This is a genomic window from Bradyrhizobium sp. USDA 4506, assembly GCF_054058795.1.
On sequence record NZ_JBSSBM010000002.1, the window covers coordinates 4,136,105 to 4,153,068 of the forward strand.

Annotated in this window: 14 protein-coding genes; 5 read left to right on the forward strand and 9 right to left on the reverse strand. The window is 62.4% G+C overall.

Going from position 1 to position 16,964, the window contains the following annotated elements:
* Window positions 1–55 precede the first annotated feature (55 nt).
* Both ACVIHF_RS21850 and ACVIHF_RS21855 read left to right on the forward strand, forming a co-directional pair.
* A complete protein-coding gene (locus tag ACVIHF_RS21850; RefSeq protein WP_028338342.1) occupies window positions 56–1,339 on the forward strand; it encodes an ABC transporter substrate-binding protein in 1,284 nt (427 codons plus the stop codon).
* A gap of 167 nt (window positions 1,340–1,506) precedes the next feature.
* Window positions 1,507–2,346: an ABC transporter ATP-binding protein gene (locus tag ACVIHF_RS21855; protein WP_028338343.1), complete on the forward strand. Its 840-nt coding sequence runs from the start codon at window positions 1,507–1,509 to the stop codon at window positions 2,344–2,346.
* A 58-nt stretch (window positions 2,347–2,404) separates the two neighbouring features.
* On the opposite strand, the gene ACVIHF_RS21860 is transcribed toward ACVIHF_RS21855, so the two are convergent.
* On the reverse strand, window positions 2,405–3,556 hold the full coding sequence (locus ACVIHF_RS21860) for an AGE family epimerase/isomerase (RefSeq protein ID WP_456792500.1): 1,152 nt from the start codon (window positions 3,554–3,556) through the stop codon (window positions 2,405–2,407).
* Window positions 3,557–3,651: 95 nt separating this feature from the next.
* Between ACVIHF_RS21860 and ACVIHF_RS21865 the strand changes: the two genes are divergently transcribed.
* Together ACVIHF_RS21865 and ACVIHF_RS21870 are read left to right on the forward strand one after the other, a co-directional pair.
* Entirely contained in the window at window positions 3,652–4,875 is a 1,224-nt protein-coding gene (locus ACVIHF_RS21865) for a phenylacetate--CoA ligase family protein (RefSeq protein ID WP_456792501.1), read from the forward strand.
* Between the two features lie 104 nt (window positions 4,876–4,979).
* On the forward strand, window positions 4,980–5,510 hold the full coding sequence (locus ACVIHF_RS21870) for an HAD family hydrolase (protein ID WP_028338346.1): 531 nt from the start codon (window positions 4,980–4,982) through the stop codon (window positions 5,508–5,510).
* Between the two features lie 37 nt (window positions 5,511–5,547).
* On the opposite strand, the gene ACVIHF_RS21875 is transcribed toward ACVIHF_RS21870, so the two are convergent.
* The 5 genes from ACVIHF_RS21875 to ACVIHF_RS21895 all read right to left on the reverse strand — a co-directional run bounded on the left by ACVIHF_RS21875 (window position 5,548) and on the right by ACVIHF_RS21895 (window position 10,745).
* Window positions 5,548–6,645 carry a DegT/DnrJ/EryC1/StrS family aminotransferase gene (locus tag ACVIHF_RS21875; protein ID WP_253607802.1) on the reverse strand — a complete coding sequence of 366 codons (1,098 nt, stop codon included), beginning with the start codon at window positions 6,643–6,645 and terminating at the stop codon, window positions 5,548–5,550.
* Between the two features lie 18 nt (window positions 6,646–6,663).
* On the reverse strand, window positions 6,664–7,131 hold the full coding sequence (locus ACVIHF_RS21880; protein ID WP_253589801.1) for an acyltransferase: 468 nt from the start codon (window positions 7,129–7,131) through the stop codon (window positions 6,664–6,666).
* Window positions 7,128–8,129, reverse strand: coding sequence for a Gfo/Idh/MocA family protein (locus tag ACVIHF_RS21885; protein ID WP_456792502.1), 1,002 nt, complete (start codon window positions 8,127–8,129; stop codon window positions 7,128–7,130). The genes ACVIHF_RS21880 and ACVIHF_RS21885 overlap by 4 nt, the downstream gene beginning before the upstream one ends.
* Window positions 8,130–8,419: 290 nt before the next feature.
* A complete protein-coding gene (locus ACVIHF_RS21890) occupies window positions 8,420–9,436 on the reverse strand; it encodes an NAD-dependent epimerase (RefSeq protein WP_028338350.1) in 1,017 nt (338 codons plus the stop codon).
* A 19-nt stretch (window positions 9,437–9,455) separates the two neighbouring features.
* Window positions 9,456–10,745, reverse strand: a complete 1,290-nt coding sequence (locus ACVIHF_RS21895; protein ID WP_028338351.1) for a nucleotide sugar dehydrogenase — start codon at window positions 10,743–10,745, stop codon at window positions 9,456–9,458.
* 442 nt (window positions 10,746–11,187) lie between these two features.
* Here ACVIHF_RS21895 and asnB point away from each other — a divergent pair, with 442 nt between their 5' ends.
* Window positions 11,188–13,122 carry an asparagine synthase (glutamine-hydrolyzing) gene (asnB, locus tag ACVIHF_RS21900; RefSeq protein WP_253607800.1) on the forward strand — a complete coding sequence of 645 codons (1,935 nt, stop codon included), beginning with the start codon at window positions 11,188–11,190 and terminating at the stop codon, window positions 13,120–13,122.
* A 1-nt stretch (window position 13,123) separates the two neighbouring features.
* Here the strand turns inward: asnB and ACVIHF_RS21905 are convergent, their stop codons facing one another.
* From ACVIHF_RS21905 to ACVIHF_RS21915, 3 genes are all read right to left on the reverse strand, one after another.
* On the reverse strand, window positions 13,124–14,299 hold the full coding sequence (locus tag ACVIHF_RS21905; RefSeq protein WP_253607799.1) for a glycosyltransferase: 1,176 nt from the start codon (window positions 14,297–14,299) through the stop codon (window positions 13,124–13,126).
* Between the two features lie 107 nt (window positions 14,300–14,406).
* The gene (locus tag ACVIHF_RS21910; protein WP_016847978.1) at window positions 14,407–15,216 is read right to left on the reverse strand and encodes a class I SAM-dependent methyltransferase; all 810 of its coding nucleotides are present in this window, start codon (window positions 15,214–15,216) and stop codon (window positions 14,407–14,409) included.
* 22 nt (window positions 15,217–15,238) lie between these two features.
* A complete protein-coding gene (locus tag ACVIHF_RS21915) occupies window positions 15,239–16,912 on the reverse strand; it encodes a glycosyltransferase (protein WP_456792503.1) in 1,674 nt (557 codons plus the stop codon).
* Between the last annotated feature and the right edge of the window lie 52 nt (window positions 16,913–16,964).

Genomic DNA, 16,964 nt, shown 5'->3' on the forward strand with positions numbered 1-16,964 from the left:
GGCACGGAACGCAACTCAAAATTCGGTTCATTGAATAGGCAGGAGGAAAGAAAAAATGACGATTAGATCCCTTTTGAGCTCGGTCTCCGTTGCGCTGCTGATCAGCAGCGCGGCCACCACCGCGCAGGCGCAGATCGCCATCGGCCATCTGCAGGACCTCTCGGGCGGCACGTCCGACGTCGGCACCCCCTATGGCCAGGGCGTCGCGGACACCTTCGCCTGGGTGAACAAGAACGGCGGCATCGGCGGCAAGCAGCTCAATGTCGACAGCAACGACTATGGCTACCAGGTGCCGCGCGCCATCGCGCTGTACAAGAAGTGGTCGGCGCCCGACGGCAAGGTCGCGGCGATCATGGGCTGGGGCACGGCGGATACCGAAGCCCTCACCGGCTTCCTGGCGCAGGACAAGATCCCGGACATCTCCGGCTCCTACGCCGCCGCGCTGACCGATCCGGAAGGCACCAGCGGCAAGGCCAAGCCCGCACCCTACAATTTCTTCTACGGCCCGAGCTATTCGGACTCGATGCGCGCGATGCTGACCTGGGCCGCGGAGGACTGGAAGGCCAAGGGCAAGCCCGGCAAGCCGAAATTCGTCCACATGGGCGCCAACCATCCGTATCCGAACGCACCGAAGGCGGCTGGTGAAGCGCTGGCGACCGAGCTCGGCTTCGAGGTGCTGCCGCCGCTGGTGTTCGCGCTGTCGCCCGGCGACTACTCGGCGCAGTGTCTCAGCCTGAAGAGCTCGGGCGCAAATTATGCCTATCTCGGCAACACGGCGGCCTCGAACATCTCGGTGCTGAAGGCCTGCAAGACCGCCGGCGTCGATGTCCAATTCCTCGGCAATGTCTGGGGCATGGACGAGAACGCGGCGAAGACCGCCGGCGATGCAGCCGACGGCGTGATCTTCCCGCTCCGCACGGCGGTGAGCTGGGGCGGCAACGCGCCCGGCATGAAGACCGTGATGGAAATCTCCAAGATGTCCGACCCGTCCGGCAAGGTCTATCGGCCGGTGCACTACATCGCCGCGGTCTGCAGCGCGCTCTATCTGAAGGAGGCGCTCGACTGGGCCGCCAAGAACGGCGGCGCCACCGGCGAGAACGTCGCCAAGGGCTTCTACCAGAAGAAGGATTGGGTGCCGGCCGGCATGGACGGCGTCTGCAATCCGTCGACCTGGACCGAAAAGGATCACCGCCCGACCACGAAGGTCGACCTGTATCGCTCGAAGATCTCGGGCGCGACCGATGGCGACATCAACGACCTGATGGGCAAGGGCACGATCAAGCTCGAGAAGGTGAAGACCGTCGACCTACCGCGCAAGCCGGAATGGTTTGGGTGGTAAGGCAACGGCTGATCACGTCCACAAATCGTCATGCGCGGGCTCGACCCGCGCATCCATCAAGCGAAGACGTATTCCGATCGATGGATTGCCGGGTCAAAGGCGAGCGGAAGCGACGCCGTCCTTCGGACGGCTATGCCCGGCAATGACGTCGAAGGGTAACACAGACCATGAACGAAACCCTCGAAGCCACCCGCCCGATGCCGACGGCCGTCCCGCCGCCGCCGCTGCTCAGCGTCAACAACATCGAGGTCGTCTATGACGACGTCATCCTGGTGCTGCGCGGCCTCAGCCTCGAAGTGCCGAAGGGCGCGATCGTGGCGCTGCTCGGCGCCAACGGCGCCGGCAAGTCGACCACGCTGAAGGCGATCTCCGGCCTGCTCAAGACCGAGGACGGCGAGGTCACCCGCGGCGAGATCCTGTTCGAGGGCCAGCGCATCAACGGCATCGATCCGGACAAGATCGTCCGCCGCGGCATCTTCCAGGTGATGGAAGGCCGCCGCATCGTCGCCGATATGACGTCGCTGGAGAACCTGCGGCTCGGCGCCTTCACCCGGCGCGACGGCGAGGTCTCCGATGACATCGACATGGTGTTCAAGTATTTCCCGCGCCTGAAGGAGCGCACCGGCCTCGCCGGCTATCTCTCCGGCGGCGAGCAGCAGATGCTCGCGATCGGCCGCGCGCTGATGGCGCGCCCGAAGATGATCCTGATGGACGAGCCGTCGATGGGGCTATCGCCTCTGCTCGTCAAGGAAGTGTTCGCGATCATCAAGGAGATCAACCGCGACCTCGGCGTCACGATCCTCCTGGTCGAGCAGAATGCGCGCGCCGCGCTCTCGGTCGCGAGCCATGGCTACATCATGGAACAGGGCAAGGTCGTGCTCGACGGCTCCGCCGACGAGCTGCGCGACAATGAGGACGTCAAGGAATTCTACCTCGGCGGCGCCGGCGACCAGCGCAAGAGCTTCAAGAACCTGAAGAGCTTCAAGCGGCGCAAGCGCTGGCTGTGAGGAGCGTTTTCGGGCGGAGTTGCGTGTGCAGAAAACGCGTCAGACCAGGAAGGCGGTTCTATCCGAGCACCTGCTCGGCTTCAGTGACCGCGCAAAGCACATGATAGAACGACGACGCCGGGATCGTGGCGACCAGCGAATTGCCGTCGCGGTCGAACTGATCGTACCAGCCGCCGGCCACGGCATGGCCGAGATAGTGCCGCTCGAGCAGCACCAGCGCCCCACGCGCCTCGTCCGCCGCGCCGGCTTCGCCCGACTCGGCTTGCGCGATCCACGCCTTCGCCAGCTCGCTCTGCGGCCAAAGCCGCCGTGTGTGGCGGCGGATATTGCCCTCTGCGTCGCCCTCGTCGACCAGGCAGCCGGTGGCCGCATCGCAATAGCGCAGCGCCGACGCCAGCAGCTCGCCGCGCGGGCGCCCGGTCGGGCAGCCGGTGATGCGCTCGAATCCCTTCAGCAGCCAGACCCATTCCGCGAGGTGTCCAGGCTCGACGCTGACCGGCGGGATCTTCGACCAGTCCTCCTCGAAATATTCGCCGAGGGTGCGCGTCTGCTTGTCGTAGAGGTTGGCGAGGAACAGCGCGAAGAAATCGCCGGCGCGGTTCTGGAACGACAAATCGTGGGTCGCGTCGAAGCAGGCGATCATCGCCTCGAACAGATGCATCTGCGGGTTCTGCCGGCGCGGCATCGAGGGCGGCAGGCCCTCGTGGAAGCCGCCATCGGGCGAGCGCAGCTGGGTATCGAGGAACGACAGCAGCGCGTCGATCTCGGCGCGGATCTGGGCGTCCTGGTCGAGGCCGTAGACGGTCGCGAGCGCGAGCAGCACGAAGGCGTGGCCGTAGGTGTCGCGCAGCGGATCGTGCACGCCGCCCTCCGCGGTCAGGCTGTAGACGAAGCCGGGCCGGCCGTCCGGCGCCTTGGCCTTGGCCAGCAGGTAGTCCAGCCCCTTCAGCGCGATCGCGCGTCCTTCCGGATACCAGCCGAGCTGGGCCGCCTTGGCGTAGCAATAGATCTGGCGGGCCTGCACCATGATCCGGCGCGGGGCGGCGCGGTCCGCTGTCCCGTCCTGGTGCAGCCGGTCGACAAAGCCGCCGGCGCTGCTGTCCCAGCCTGCGGTCGACCACAGCGGCAGGGCCTGGTCGACGATGCGGCGCTTCAGCCTCGCGACGACGTCGGCGGCCCCGTCCGCCGCAACGCTCTCTGCCTCAGCCATTGTGCTCCCTGGAACCGTCCCAATGTCAGCGGTCACCGTCTGATAGCACGGGCGGACCGGCACGCAACCCGCGCACATCCTCTCAAGGACCTGCCATGACCGACCATTACGACGCCCTTGAAACGCGCGATCCGGCCGAGCGCGAGGCCGCGTTGTTCGCCCGGCTGCCCGAGGTGCTGCGCAAGGCGATGGCGGCGCCGGCCTATGCCAACCTGTTGAGGGGCACCGACCCCGCCTCCATCACCAGCCGGGAGGCGCTGGCCGGGCTGCCGGTGCTGCGCAAGTCGGAACTGCCGGCCCTGCACAAGGCCGCCCCGCCGTTCGGCGGCTTCGTGGCCGACACGCCTGGCTCGTTCGCTCGGCTGTTCACCTCGCCCGGACCGATCTTCGAGCCCGAGGGCCGTCAGGCGGACCCCTGGCGCGGCGCCCGGGCGCTCTTTGCGGCGGGCTTTCGCGAGGGGGATGTGGTGCTGAACACCTTCAGCTATCACCTCACCCCCGGCGGCTTCATCTTCGACGCCGCGGCGCGGGCGCTCGGCTGCGCGGTGATCCCGGCAGGCCCCGGCAATACCGAGCAGCAATTCGAGCTGATCGAGGCCTATCGCCCGATCGGCTATAGCGGCACCCCGGACTTCCTGAAGATCCTGCTCGACGCCGCCGCTACCGCCGGCCGCGATGTGTCCTCGATCAAGCGCGCGCTGGTCTCAGGCGCGGCATTTCCGAAATCATTGCAGGAGGAGATGAAGTCGCGCGGCGTCGAGGCTTACCAGGCCTTCGGTACTGCCGATCTCGGCTTGATCGCGTTCGAGACGGCGGCGCGCGAGGGAATGACGGTCAACGAGGACCTGATCCTGGAGATCGTCAAGCCCGGCACCGGCGATCCGGTTGCGCCGGGGGACGTCGGCGAGATCGTGGTGACCTCGCTCGATCCGCACCATCCCTGGATTCGCCTCGCGCTCGGCGATCTGACCGCCGCCCTGACCGGCCCAAGCCGCTGCGGACGCACCAACATGCGAATCAAGGGCTGGATGGGCCGCGCCGACCAGACCACCAAGGTGAAGGGGATGTTCGTGCGACCCGACCAGATCGCGGAGATCGGCAAGCGCCATCCCGAGCTCGGACGGCTGCGCCTTGTCGTCACGCGCGCCGGCGAGGCCGACGCCATGACGCTGAGGGCCGAATGCGCCTCGGCGGCGGATGCCCTGCAGAGCGACGTCGCGGCAACGCTGCGTGCCGTGACAAAGCTCGGCGGCACCGTCGAGCTGGTCGGCACCGGCTCGCTGCCAAACGACGGCAAGGTGATTGCAGACGAGCGCTAGGCCTTGAGATCACCCGGCGTTTGATCAGTCCGCATTTGTCGCGCGCGGCGTTGTGAACTATTGAGCTAGCTCGTGCCCCGTGGAGATGGACGGATCATCACCTCATGAGCAGCGCTTCCGGAGATCAGCCGCGAAAGCCGGCCGTCTTCTTCGATCGGGACGGCGTCCTGAACCAGGACATCGGTTACCTGTTTGAAAGCCACAGGCTGGTCTGGATCGACGGCGCGCGCGAGGCGGTCAAGGCCGTCAACGACATGGGGTATTTTGCGTTCGTCGTAACCAACCAGTCAGGCGTCGCAAGGGGTCTCTACGAGGAGACGCATGTCCAGGAGCTTCACGACTGGATGGCCGATGAGCTTCGCAGGATCGGCGCGCATATCGACGCCTTTGAATACTGCCCGTTCCATCCTGAAGGGACGGTTGAACGATATCGGCAGGTCAGCCACCGGCGCAAACCGTCGCCGGGCATGATCAATGATCTGCTGGAACGCTTTCCGGTCGACGTCGAACGCAGCTTCCTGGTCGGCGATCAGCCGACGGATCTCGAGGCGGCACGAGCGGCCGGGCTGAAGAGCTACCTGTTCTCAGGCTCCAATCTGGAAAAGTTCCTGAGGCCTCTGCTGCTCGGGAGCTGAAGACCACAGCGTCAAGCGCGAGGCCGCGCGATCGCGGTCAGAACTTCCGGATCAGCTCAATCACCTCGTCCTGCTGCCGGCGCGTGATCTCGGCGAACATCGGCAGCGAGAGAATCCGGCCCTGATCGCGATGCGCGTTAGGGAACTGCTCCGGCCGATGATCGAACCGCGCATAGGCCGGCAGGAACGGCAGCGCAGTGGGATAGTTGATGGCGGTCTGCACGCCATTGGCGTTGAGATGAGCGGCGAGCGCGTCGCGGCGCGGATGCCTGATCGTGTAGAGGTGATAGACGTGGCTGCGCGCCGGCGCGACTTCGGGCACCACGACATCCTCGATCTGATTGAGGCCGGCATCATAGATCTCGGCGGCGGCCTGCCGGGCCTCGGTCCAGGCGGCAAGATGCGGCAGCTTGGCCGAGAGGATCGCGGCCTGCATGCCGTCGAGCCGGCTGTTGATGCCTTCGATGTGGTGCTGGTGCTTCACCAGTCCACCATGGCGCGCCAGCATGGCCATCTGCTCGGCGAGCGCCGCGTCGTTGGTGACGACCGCGCCGGCATCGCCCATCGCGCCGAGATTCTTGCCGGGATAGAAGGAATAGGTCGCGGCCTCGCCGAAGGTGCCGACCATGCGGCCCTTGTAGCGCGCGAGATGGGCCTGGGCGCAATCCTCGATCACCCACAGCTTGTGCTTCTGCGCGATCGCCATGATCGCGTCCATATCCGCGGGCTGGCCATAGAGATGCACCGGGATGATGCCGACCGTGCGCGGCGTGATCGCGGCCTCGATGGCCGCCGGATCGATCGTGAACGTCGCCTCGTCGGTGTCGCAGAACACGACGGTGGCACCGGAGTGGGTGATCATCGCAGCGGTCGAGATCCAGGAATGCGCCGTCGTGATCACCTCGTCGCCCGGCTTCACCTTCAGCGCGCGCATGGCGAGGTAAAGCGCGTCGGTGCCGTTGGCGCAGGACACGCAATGAGCGACCTCGGCCGCCGCCGCAAATTCGCGCTCGAAGGCGTCGACATAGCTGCCGCGAATGAAGGCGTTGTCACGGATCACGCCGGCGATCGCAGCGTCGATCTCGCCCTTGATGGACTGGTATTGCAGTTGCAGGTCGGCATACGGCACCGCCATCGATATTCCCCTATTGCCCTATTGGCTTGTCAGCAGCCGGCGCGCCGGATTGCCGGCATAGGTGCCAGGCGTCGTGATGTGCTTGGTCACCACCGATCCGGCGCCGATGACGACGTCGTCGACGATCCTGACCGGCATGATCGTCGCATTGGAGCCGATCGACACCCGGTTGCCGATCACCGTCTCGCGCCACAGCTCCTTGCGTCCACGCGCCGGGCCGCCGGTGGAGAACGTGTCGTTGACGAACATCACACCGTGCCCGATGAAACAATCCTCGCCGATGGTGACGAGCTCGCAGACGAAGGCATGCGACTGCACGCGGGTGCGCGCCCCGACGATCACGCCCTTCTGGATTTCGGTGAAGGGGCCAACGAAGCAGTCGTCGCCGAGCTTGCAGCCATAGAGGTTGCAGGGCTCGACGATCTTGACGCGTTCGCCGAACGCGACATCGCGCACGCTGGCCTGATGCACGTCCGGCCGGTTCACGAAGCGACGCCCAGCCGGCTTAGCCGTGGCGTGAAGCGCAGCGCGACTTCCTCGCCGGTCTCGATCGACTCGTAGAGGGCCGAGATCAGCTCCAGGCTCTTGCGGCCCTCGAGCCCGTCGACCAGCGCGGCGCGCTGGTTCTCGAGGCAATCGACCACATGGTGATAATAGGCCTGATGGCCGAAGCCGTAGACGTTGGGCGGGTTGACCGAGAACTTCTCCACGACGTCCTTGTCGGACGGCAGCTCGTCGACAAAGCGCCAGTGCCGGATCTGGTTGACCGCAAAGCCCGAAATCTCGACCGTGCCCTTTTCGCCCAGGATCGAGAGCGAGCCCTCGAGATCGGTCGGGCGCGCCGCGGTGGTCGCCTCGATGATCCCGAGCGCGCCATTGCGGAACTTCAGCGTTGCAACCGCCGTATCTTCGGTTTCGATGTTGGCCAGCGCCGTTGCCGCGCGCGCATGCACGCTCACGACGTCGCCGAAGAACCACTCTAGCATGTCGACATGGTGGCTCGCCTGATTGGTCAGCACGCCGCCGTCATAGGCCCAGGTGCCGCGCCAATCGTCCTGGTCGTAATAGGCCTGGTCGCGGCACCAGCGCACCCTGACCGTCCCCAGGATGAGCTTGCCGAAGCGGCCGGCGTCGAGCGCCTCGCGCGCCTTGACTACCGGCACGTTGAAGCGGTTCTGCTTGACGATGAACATCTTGACGCCGGCCTGGTCGCAGGCCCGGATCATGTCGTCGGCGTCCTGCAGACGCAGCGCCATCGGCTTCTCGACCACGACGTGCTTGCCGGCCCTCGCGCAGGCGATCACATGCGCGGGGTGCTGACCGCTCGGCGTCAGCACGGCGATGGCATCGATGTCCTTCCGCGCCAGGAATTCGTCCATGTCGTAATGGGCCGCAACGCCGAACTTCCCGGCAACCGCATCGGGCGCGCGCGCGGATCGGATCGCAGACCGCGACCAGGCTCGCTCCTTCGATGTGATTGCCACCCAGAAGATCCGAGTGACGCTTGGCGATACGCCCGCACCCGAGCAGGCCAAATCTGATCATGCAACAGGCCCTGTCTTGTCTCGTGGCTGGCCAGTGCAACCAGCCGAAGAGCCGAGGGAACAAGCGGCCTTGCGAGCCGCACGGTAGCGTTCCATTACCCAGAAAACCCGGGATAAAGCAAGGCCATGCGCCGATCAGGTGGCGGACGGCACGCCGATTCCGCCATGTTCGTCGCCGGGCAGTGGGGAGCAAGCCCGATCCGCGCCGACGCCCGAATGTCGGCTCCCTGTCAAACCTTGTGGTACTCGCGGTACCACTTGATAAATCGCGCGATCCCATCCTCGATGCTGGTCGCAGGCCGAAATCCGATGTCCCGCGCCAGATCTTCAATGTCTGCATAGGTCGCCGGCACATCGCCGGGCTGCATCGGAAGCAGTTCCCTGATTGCTTTCCGGCCGAGCTCCTTCTCCAGCAGAGAGACGACGTGCAAGAGCTCCTCGGGGTTATTGTTGCCGATATTGTAGATCTTCCAGGGCGCCCTGCTGCTCGAAGGATCGGGCGCGGCTGTGGGGGGGATTGATTGCCCCTGAGGTGGCCGCGCCATGAGGCGGATGATCGCTTCGGCGATATCGTCAACAAAAGTGAAGTCACGGCGCATATCACCGTTGTTGAACAATTTGATCGGCGTTTCACTCAAAATCGCTTTCGCGAAAATGAACATGGCCATGTCCGGGCGGCCCCACGGACCATAGACCGTGAAGAACCGCAGGCCGGTAGCAGGGATGCCGTACAGATGGCTGTACGAGTGCGCCATCAACTCATTGGCCTTCTTTGACGCGGCGTACAGGCTGATCGGATGGTCGACATTGTCATGCACCGAGAAGGGCAGTTTTGTATTGCTGCCGTAGACCGATGACGATGATGCAAACAGCAAGTGTCCGCACCCGTTGTGGCGACATCCTTCAAGAATATTGATGAAGCCTTCCAGGTTTGCATCCACATAGGCATGTGGATGCTCCAGCGAGTAGCGCACGCCGGCTTGGGCGGCGAGATGGACAACGACAGGAAAACGATACGCGGCAAAGAGCGACTTGATACCCGCGCGATCAGTCAAATCGAGCTTCACAAAAGTGAAGTTCGGGTCGCGCTTCAGGATCTCGAGACGTGCTTCCTTCAGTTGAGGATCGTAATAGTCGTTGACGATGTCCAGGCCGACGACCTTGCGGCCCGCCGCCAAGAGGCGCTGGGCAACATGAAAGCCAATGAACCCGGCAGCTCCAGTGACCAGTGGTGTATCGTGCGACATCGCTTTCTCAGCCATTGTTCTATAGCCGCCAGAGCTCGATGCCGGCGGGAGCTACGCTACGGTCGAGCTTCGCTTTGACATCCAGAATGAGGCCCGTGCCGCCATCCAATAGGCGCTGAAAGAGCGGCCAGCCACCGGCGAGATAGCTATCATGCGCGACGGCCAGGATAACCGCATCCGCCGGGCGCAGGTCATCGAGATCAGTCAGCGTCAGCCCATATTCATGGCTTGCATCCTCCGCATTCGCGAGAGGATCGTGCACCTGAACGTGAATACCAAATGTCTCAAGCTCACGAATGATGTCGACCACACGGGAGTTGCGCGTATCCGGGACATTTTCCTTGAAGGTCAGGCCAAGTACCGTGACGGTGCTTTTGCCCCCCTTGCCCTTCCCGCGAAGCAGCATTCGAACACATTCACGCGCAATGCGCTGACCCATGCCGTCATTGATCCGGCGACCGGCCAGAATCACCTCCGGATGGTAGCCCGCTCGCTCGGCACGAAAAGTCAGATAGTAGGGGTCGACGCCGATGCAGTGGCCGCCAACGAGGCCGGGCTGAAACGGCAGAAAATTCCATTTTGTGCCCGCGGCCGCCAAAACGTCGCCAGTGTCGATATTCAGCACCTGAAAGATCAGCGATAGCTCGTTCATAAACGCGATGTTCAGATCGCGCTGCGTGTTCTCGATGACCTTGGCAGCCTCGGCCACCTTGATGGAAGGTGCGCGATGGATGCCGGCCGTTACGACGGACCCATAGACATTAGCAACGATGTCGAGCGTTTTCGGATCCTGAGCAGAGACGACCTTCATGATGGTCTCGAAACGGTGCAGTTTGTCACCGGGATTGATCCGCTCGGGAGAGTACCCGACCGTGAAGTCCACGCCCGGCTTCAAATGGGAGACCTCGGCCAGGATGGGGATACATTCCTCCTCGATCGCGCCCGGATAAACCGTCGATTCGTAGACGACGATGTCACCCTTCTTGAGCGCACCGCCGACCGTGCGCGATGCGGCAATCATTGCCCCCAAATCCGGCCGGTGCGCATCGTCGATTGGCGTCGGCACAGTGACGATGAAGAAATCCGAGTCCCGGATCGCCACCGAATCCACGGAGAACGTCAGCGACGGATGGCGAAGATCTTCGGCGTCGACTTCACGCGTACGGTCATATCCCTTGCTGAGCTCGGCAACACGGCTGCGGTCCACGTCAAAACCAACGACGGGTATTCTTTTGCGGGCGAAGGCAACCGCAACGGGAAGGCCGACATAGCCCAACCCAATAACTGCAATCTTTCGGAAATGTGACATAAAGGAAGTTCCGGCTCAGGCGTACCATCGAGGCCGGTTGTTTAGCCGCCATACAGCCGACGTCGCAAGAGCGAAAGTCCTTAAGATACCAAGGATTCTGCCGCAAAAAATGAGCGCTATTGCCAGGGCGACCTAAAGAGAATACGAAGGCGTATTAACCTCTTCGGCCCCTCTTGCATCCTTTGAGACACCTGCGACACGGCCAAAATGCGTCGGCTCTGAGCTTCGTCGACCCAATACCGGCGTCGCCAACTTTGCCTTATCCGGTTCCCTCGGGATAACCTTCGCGCCTATTGGTTCGCGCCTGAGCCAGGTCATCAACCGTGGATGCCGTCTTATTGTCGTGGTTTAGATGCGATATGAGCTAATTCTGCTGGACGGGCAATCTCCCTGGCTCGGCCCCTGCCCGCTGACCGATTTGCAAGCCTTCCAGTAGGGCACGATGTGCGGAATCGCCGGATTTCTCGCGGACCCTAGCAGTCGGACATCGGTCGAACAGCTTAAATCCATCGCCGACGCCATGGACGTCAGCCTGGAACATCGCGGTCCCGACGACCACGGCATATGGGTCGATGCCGAAGCTGGTGTTGCCCTCGTTCACCGCCGCCTGTCGATCGTGGATCTTTCGCCCGCCGGACACCAGCCCATGCACTCGGCCGATGGCCGCTTCGTGATGGTCTACAATGGCGAGGTCTACAGCCACCTTCCAATCCGAGCCGAGATCGAAGCGACCGGCCACCGTTTTCGCGGACACTCGGACACCGAGGTCCTGCTCGAATCGTTCGCGCGATACGGAATCCGCGCCACGGCTGACCGACTGATCGGCATGTTTGCGATCGCGATCTGGGACAGGCAAGAGCGAACCCTGAAGCTCATTCGCGATCGACTCGGCATCAAACCGATCTATTGGGCCAAGGTCGGCGGGCTGTTCATGTTCGGCTCGGAGCTCAAGGCGCTGCGCCGGCATCCGGGATGGACGCCGCGGATCGAACCGGCGGCGGTCGCCTCGTTCATGCGACACAACTATATTCCGGCTCCGCACACCATCTATCGGGATGTCTACAAACTCGAGCCGGGGACTATTCTGACCCTGGAATTCGGCCGCGAACAACAAATTGATAAGTTCTGGGATGCCCGGCAGGTGGCTCTCGACGGCCTGAGCAACCCGCTCTCCGGAGACGAGGCGTCGCTGGTCGAACAACTCGAGACGCTTCTTGTCGATGCCATCCGCAAGCGAACGATGGCGGACGTGCCGCTCGGCGCATTCCTTTCCGGCGGAATCGATTCATCGACCGTCGTCGCGTTGATGAAGGCCGCAAACGTCGGACCGGTAAAGACGTTCTCGATCGGCTTTGAGCAAAAGGCCTTTAACGAGGCACCTCACGCCGCTGCGATCGCCAAGCATCTCGGAACCGAGCACACCGAACTCATCGCAACCTCGCAGCAAGCGCTCGAGGTCGTACCGAAGCTTTCCGAAATCTTCGACGAGCCGTTCGCTGACTCGTCACAGATTCCGACCTACCTGGTTTCGGCGATGACACGCAAGCACGTCACCGTCGCACTTTCGGGCGATGGCGGCGACGAACTCTTCTCGGGCTACAATCGATATCAGCTGACCCGGCGTTCCTGGAGGATGCTTTCGCTGGTGCCGACCCCCGCGCGAAAGGCACTCGCAGCGGGCCTGACTTCGGTAAGCTCGGAGCGATGGAACGCGATTTTCGACTACCTTCCGGAGCACAGCTATCCACGACTGCCGGGCGACAAGATTCATAAATTCGCGAACGTGCTCGGGTTGAACGATGCCGATGAGCTGTACAGAAAGCTGATCAGCCATTGGGACCCGGATAGCATTGCGCCCGGCGTGGCGGAAGCCCGTGGGGTCTTGTGGGACAATTCCGTACGGACCGACTTTCCGAACTTGCTCGATCGAATGCAATTCCTCGACTCGGTGACCTATCTTCCCGACGATATCCTGACGAAGGTCGATCGTGCGAGCATGGCGGTCGCTCTTGAAGCGAGAGTGCCGCTGCTCGATCACCGCGTTGTCGAAATGGCCTGGCGGCTCCCGCACTCCGTCAAGATCCGGCGCGGCGTCAGCAAATGGCTGTTACGTCAGGTTCTGTACCGTCACGTCCCGAGAAATCTCGTCGAGCGTCCAAAGATGGGCTTTTCTGTTCCACTCGACGAATGGCTGCGCGGGCCGTTGCGGCAGTGGGCGGAAAATCTGCTTTCCGAGAAGCGGTTGCGGGAGACGGATTTCTTCGACGTCGCGCTCATTCGCCGGCACTGGACCGAGCATCTGTCGCGCAAGCGCAACTGGCAATACGCGCTCTGGGACGTCTTGATGTTCGAAGCCTGGCGTGAACGGTGGGGATAGATTACTTCGAAAGCCGGATGCTCGGGATATCATTCGGAATCTTGCCCTCCAGCAAGCCGCGATAAAGATCCTCATAGCGCGACACACAAGCATCCAGACTGAAGGTCTTTTCAGCCCGGTCTGCCGCCTTCATGCCCATTCTGGCGCGCAATGCCCCGTCCGCGGAGAGAAGAAGTATTGCCTTGCTCATCGCTTTGGGATCACGCGGCGGCACGATGAACCCGGTTTCTCCGTTGATATTCGCCTCGGGATTTCCTCCCACGTCGGTTGCGATCACCGGAAGTCCGGCCGCCATGCTCTCGAGCACCGCGTTCGAGAACCCCTCCTCGTGCGAGGACAGAACACCGATGTCCGCGCCACACAGGAGATCAGGCACGTCGCTTCTTGAATCGAGAAAGAGCACGTTGTCGGCTATTTTGAGATTCGTCGCTTGCTCACGCAGCGCCCCGCCGATTCCGTCGTCGCGCCCCACCACTAAGAGCCTCCAGCCGGCGGGCAAATGAGGGCAAGCCATCGAAAAGGCCACGAGCAAATCCTGATGTCCTTTGTAAGGGATGAGGTTTGCCACCATAATGAAAACAAGCGCGTCTTGATCGATTTCTAGGGAGGCACGCACGCCCTGCCGCACCATCGAAGACTTTTGATACTTTGCGAAATCGATGCCGTTGTAGATCAGGCCGAGCCGATCTGCCTGGACGTTTTCGTCATCATGCAGTTGGCGCACCACGCTGTTTGAATTGCCGAGAATGGCCGTCATATGGGGATGCAGCCAGCCTTCGATCGCAGGACTAAAGCGAATGTTGCGCTGATAGTAATTGAGGCTTCGTCGGCTCATGATCCGAACAGGAACGCGAGCCAGAATCGACGCCGGAGCCCCCAGGATGTATGCCCCAGGCAAAAAGAAATGAGCGATTGCCGGACGAAATCGGCGCATGACCCGGCAAAGCCAGAGTACCGTCTCAGCGAGACGCACGAAGCTTCGTATCCGAGACGCGCCGCCGGAACGCCGCGCGACCGGACGGGCTATCACCTCGAAGCCGGCCGCCTCCAGACCATCTGCGAGCTTGCCTCTTTCGGTCATGCAACAAACGACCGGCTTCCATCGGCCGCGATCAAGTCTCGGGATGATCTGTGCCAGATGCCGCTCGGCTCCCCCGACATCGAGGGAGCCGATCACGTATATGATCGGGAGTGGGCTCATTGTCTGAAAATCAATGACATCCTCGCCGCGACCGCGAACGCCTTGTCGCGATTCCATGCGGCAGAGCACATAGCATCGTTCCTCTACGCATTCCGAACAAACAGGAATTCGGAATTTGCTTCGCCGGTTGCGATCTTCTCGAGCTTGAAGCCCATCTTCTCGACAAAATCGATGGCGTCCTTGTCGTAGACGAACTCCATGGGCCAGCCGCCGAGCCAATCGCGGATGTCGGTAAACTTGTTCATGCCGCGCATTTTCTTGTATTCCCGCACCCGCCGCAGGAACGCGGGCAAATTGCGCGGATCTCGGTACATCTCGAAACGCCAGACGTACCAACCGTCCATGAGCCTGCGCCGCAGCCAACCGGAAGCAACGTATCGGCGCTTCACATCAAGCCAGAACTCCGGAGTCGGGTCTTTCTGTACGTCGGCCGAGTAGAGTGCGATGTAGAACAGTCCTCCCGGCTTCACTCGGCTGGCTGCATTTTGAATCGCATGCCAGACCTCGCCCGTGTGATGCAGCACACCCCACGAATAGACCAGATCGTAGAGCGGCAATTTGGCGACGTAGGCATCGTCGAGAACCGACCCCTGCTCCGCGGTCCAATTGGCAGGGTTGCCCGCTTGCGACTGGACAAATTTGCTGGCCCGGACCGAATCCGGATCATAGTCGAAGCCGTCCACCCGGGCGGCGCCTGCATCGAGCATGGCAATCGAATGCAGCCCGCTGCCACAGCCAATATCGATAACCGTCAGGCCATTGAGATCGGAACGCCCCATGAACTGAAGGATATGACGCTTCGAAGTCTGAACCTTCTCCGCGTCGAAATTCTTCTGAATGAAGTCATGCCAATTCTTTCCGAACTCGAAGCGCTTCTCTTCTACCTGGTCCATCAAATTGTCCTCTGGAATCCGTTTAACCATACACCGCGAGCGTTTCATCGATCGCACGCTGAACCCCGAAGCGCTTGAACGCGAACTCAGGACCATCTTTCGCCGCGGCTTCTCGCCAGTGGCCGTCTCGCAAAAGGCGCACGATTTGGCAAGCACTCGATGCCGCGTCCCAGCCTTGGAGAACCCACCCTGACTTGCCGTGATTGACAGCCTCTGGCGCGCCGCCGGCGGGCGTCGTCACGGCGGGCACCCCCAGGAACTGCGCTTCGACCAAAACGTTCGGAAGCCCCTCCGCACGGGAGGTCAGAAGCATCAGGTCCATGCTGGCAATAGCGGCCATCGACTCCTTCAGATGGCCCGCGAAAAACACGGCTCCTGCCAAATCGTCAGCAGCCGCGCGAGCCTCCATGACCGCGCGCAAAGGTCCATCTCCAACGATCAGAAAACGCACATCAGGCAGTTCCCGGCGGATGAGCGCTGCGATCTCCAGCCACAGCATGGGGCACTTTTCCTCGGTGAAGCGCATCACGGTCCCCACAACCTGCGCGCCGGGTTCAATTCCGACGCGCTGTCGGAGCTTGGCGCAATCCGCCTTGTACCCCGCCAGCTCGGACTCATCAAAGGCATAACCATTGCGGACAACGCCAATCGAGTCCTTGGCCAATCCAAGCCACGCCTCGTAAGCCCTCGCGCCAGCCGCACTGTTGTTGATCATCTTGACACCCGGCTGACGCGCGAGCCAGCGGTAGCTTTCACGCATGTATGGCTGATGAAAAACGAAATTGATCGGCGGCAAACTACGTTGCGAGATGATGATCTTTGGCACGCCGGTCAGCACCGCCGCGATACCCCCTTTGATGTTGACTTCGTCGAGCCACAGATGGGCAATCTCGGGGTTCTGCGCCGCCAATGTCTTGGCATAGAGGGCCACGTCGTCCCGCAGTTCCGGCGGCAAGGCATCGACGACGGCCCGCCGCGCCGGTTCGAGGTTACTGTCCACCTCAGTGCCGATGACGCTGGCTGCAATATCCCTGGACTCAAGCTCCGGCAGAAAAAACCTGCTGACTGGGGAGGATAGATTGACGCATGCCACGCGGATGCTTGGCTTCCGGCCTTCGCGAAGCCCCCGCGCCGTGACCACCAATTGGCGCTCTGCACCGCCTGGGCCAAGCGTGCCGATCATCATCGTCACACCGTGCTGCTGCGCAATCGATCTCCTCGCGGCCGAGACACCTTGCCTCTCCAGCTGGATACCGAACTGCCTGAGCGCGCGACGATGTCGTCGATCAGGCATCGCCAGGACGAGCTTGAGAATTCCACGCTCGACCCGCTCCACCATGCTGAGTTCTGCCGGATCGCGCGCCAACAAGGGACGACAGCGAGCCATCTTCGACCAGGCTAACAAATACGCATCTTTGAACGTGACGGTTGGAGATCGACGCGGCCGGTACTGCCGAATACGAGCCATCTTCGACCAGGCGAACAAATACGCATCTTTGAACGTGACGGTTGGAGGTCGACGCGGCCGGTACTGCCGAATAAATGCAATCGTGCGGTGCGGCAGATTGCGACGGACCGCCACGGCGAATGCCCTCGCCACGAATTTTGGACCTATTGCAAACATGGAAGAAACGGTCCGCGCCGGCGGCCGCCATGCAGCATTGCCCTTCGATGTCGCTTGTTCCTCCTTGCCCACGTTCTTCGCCCCCTAGACAAATGGCCTGGCCGGCCCCCGTTCAAATCTTGCG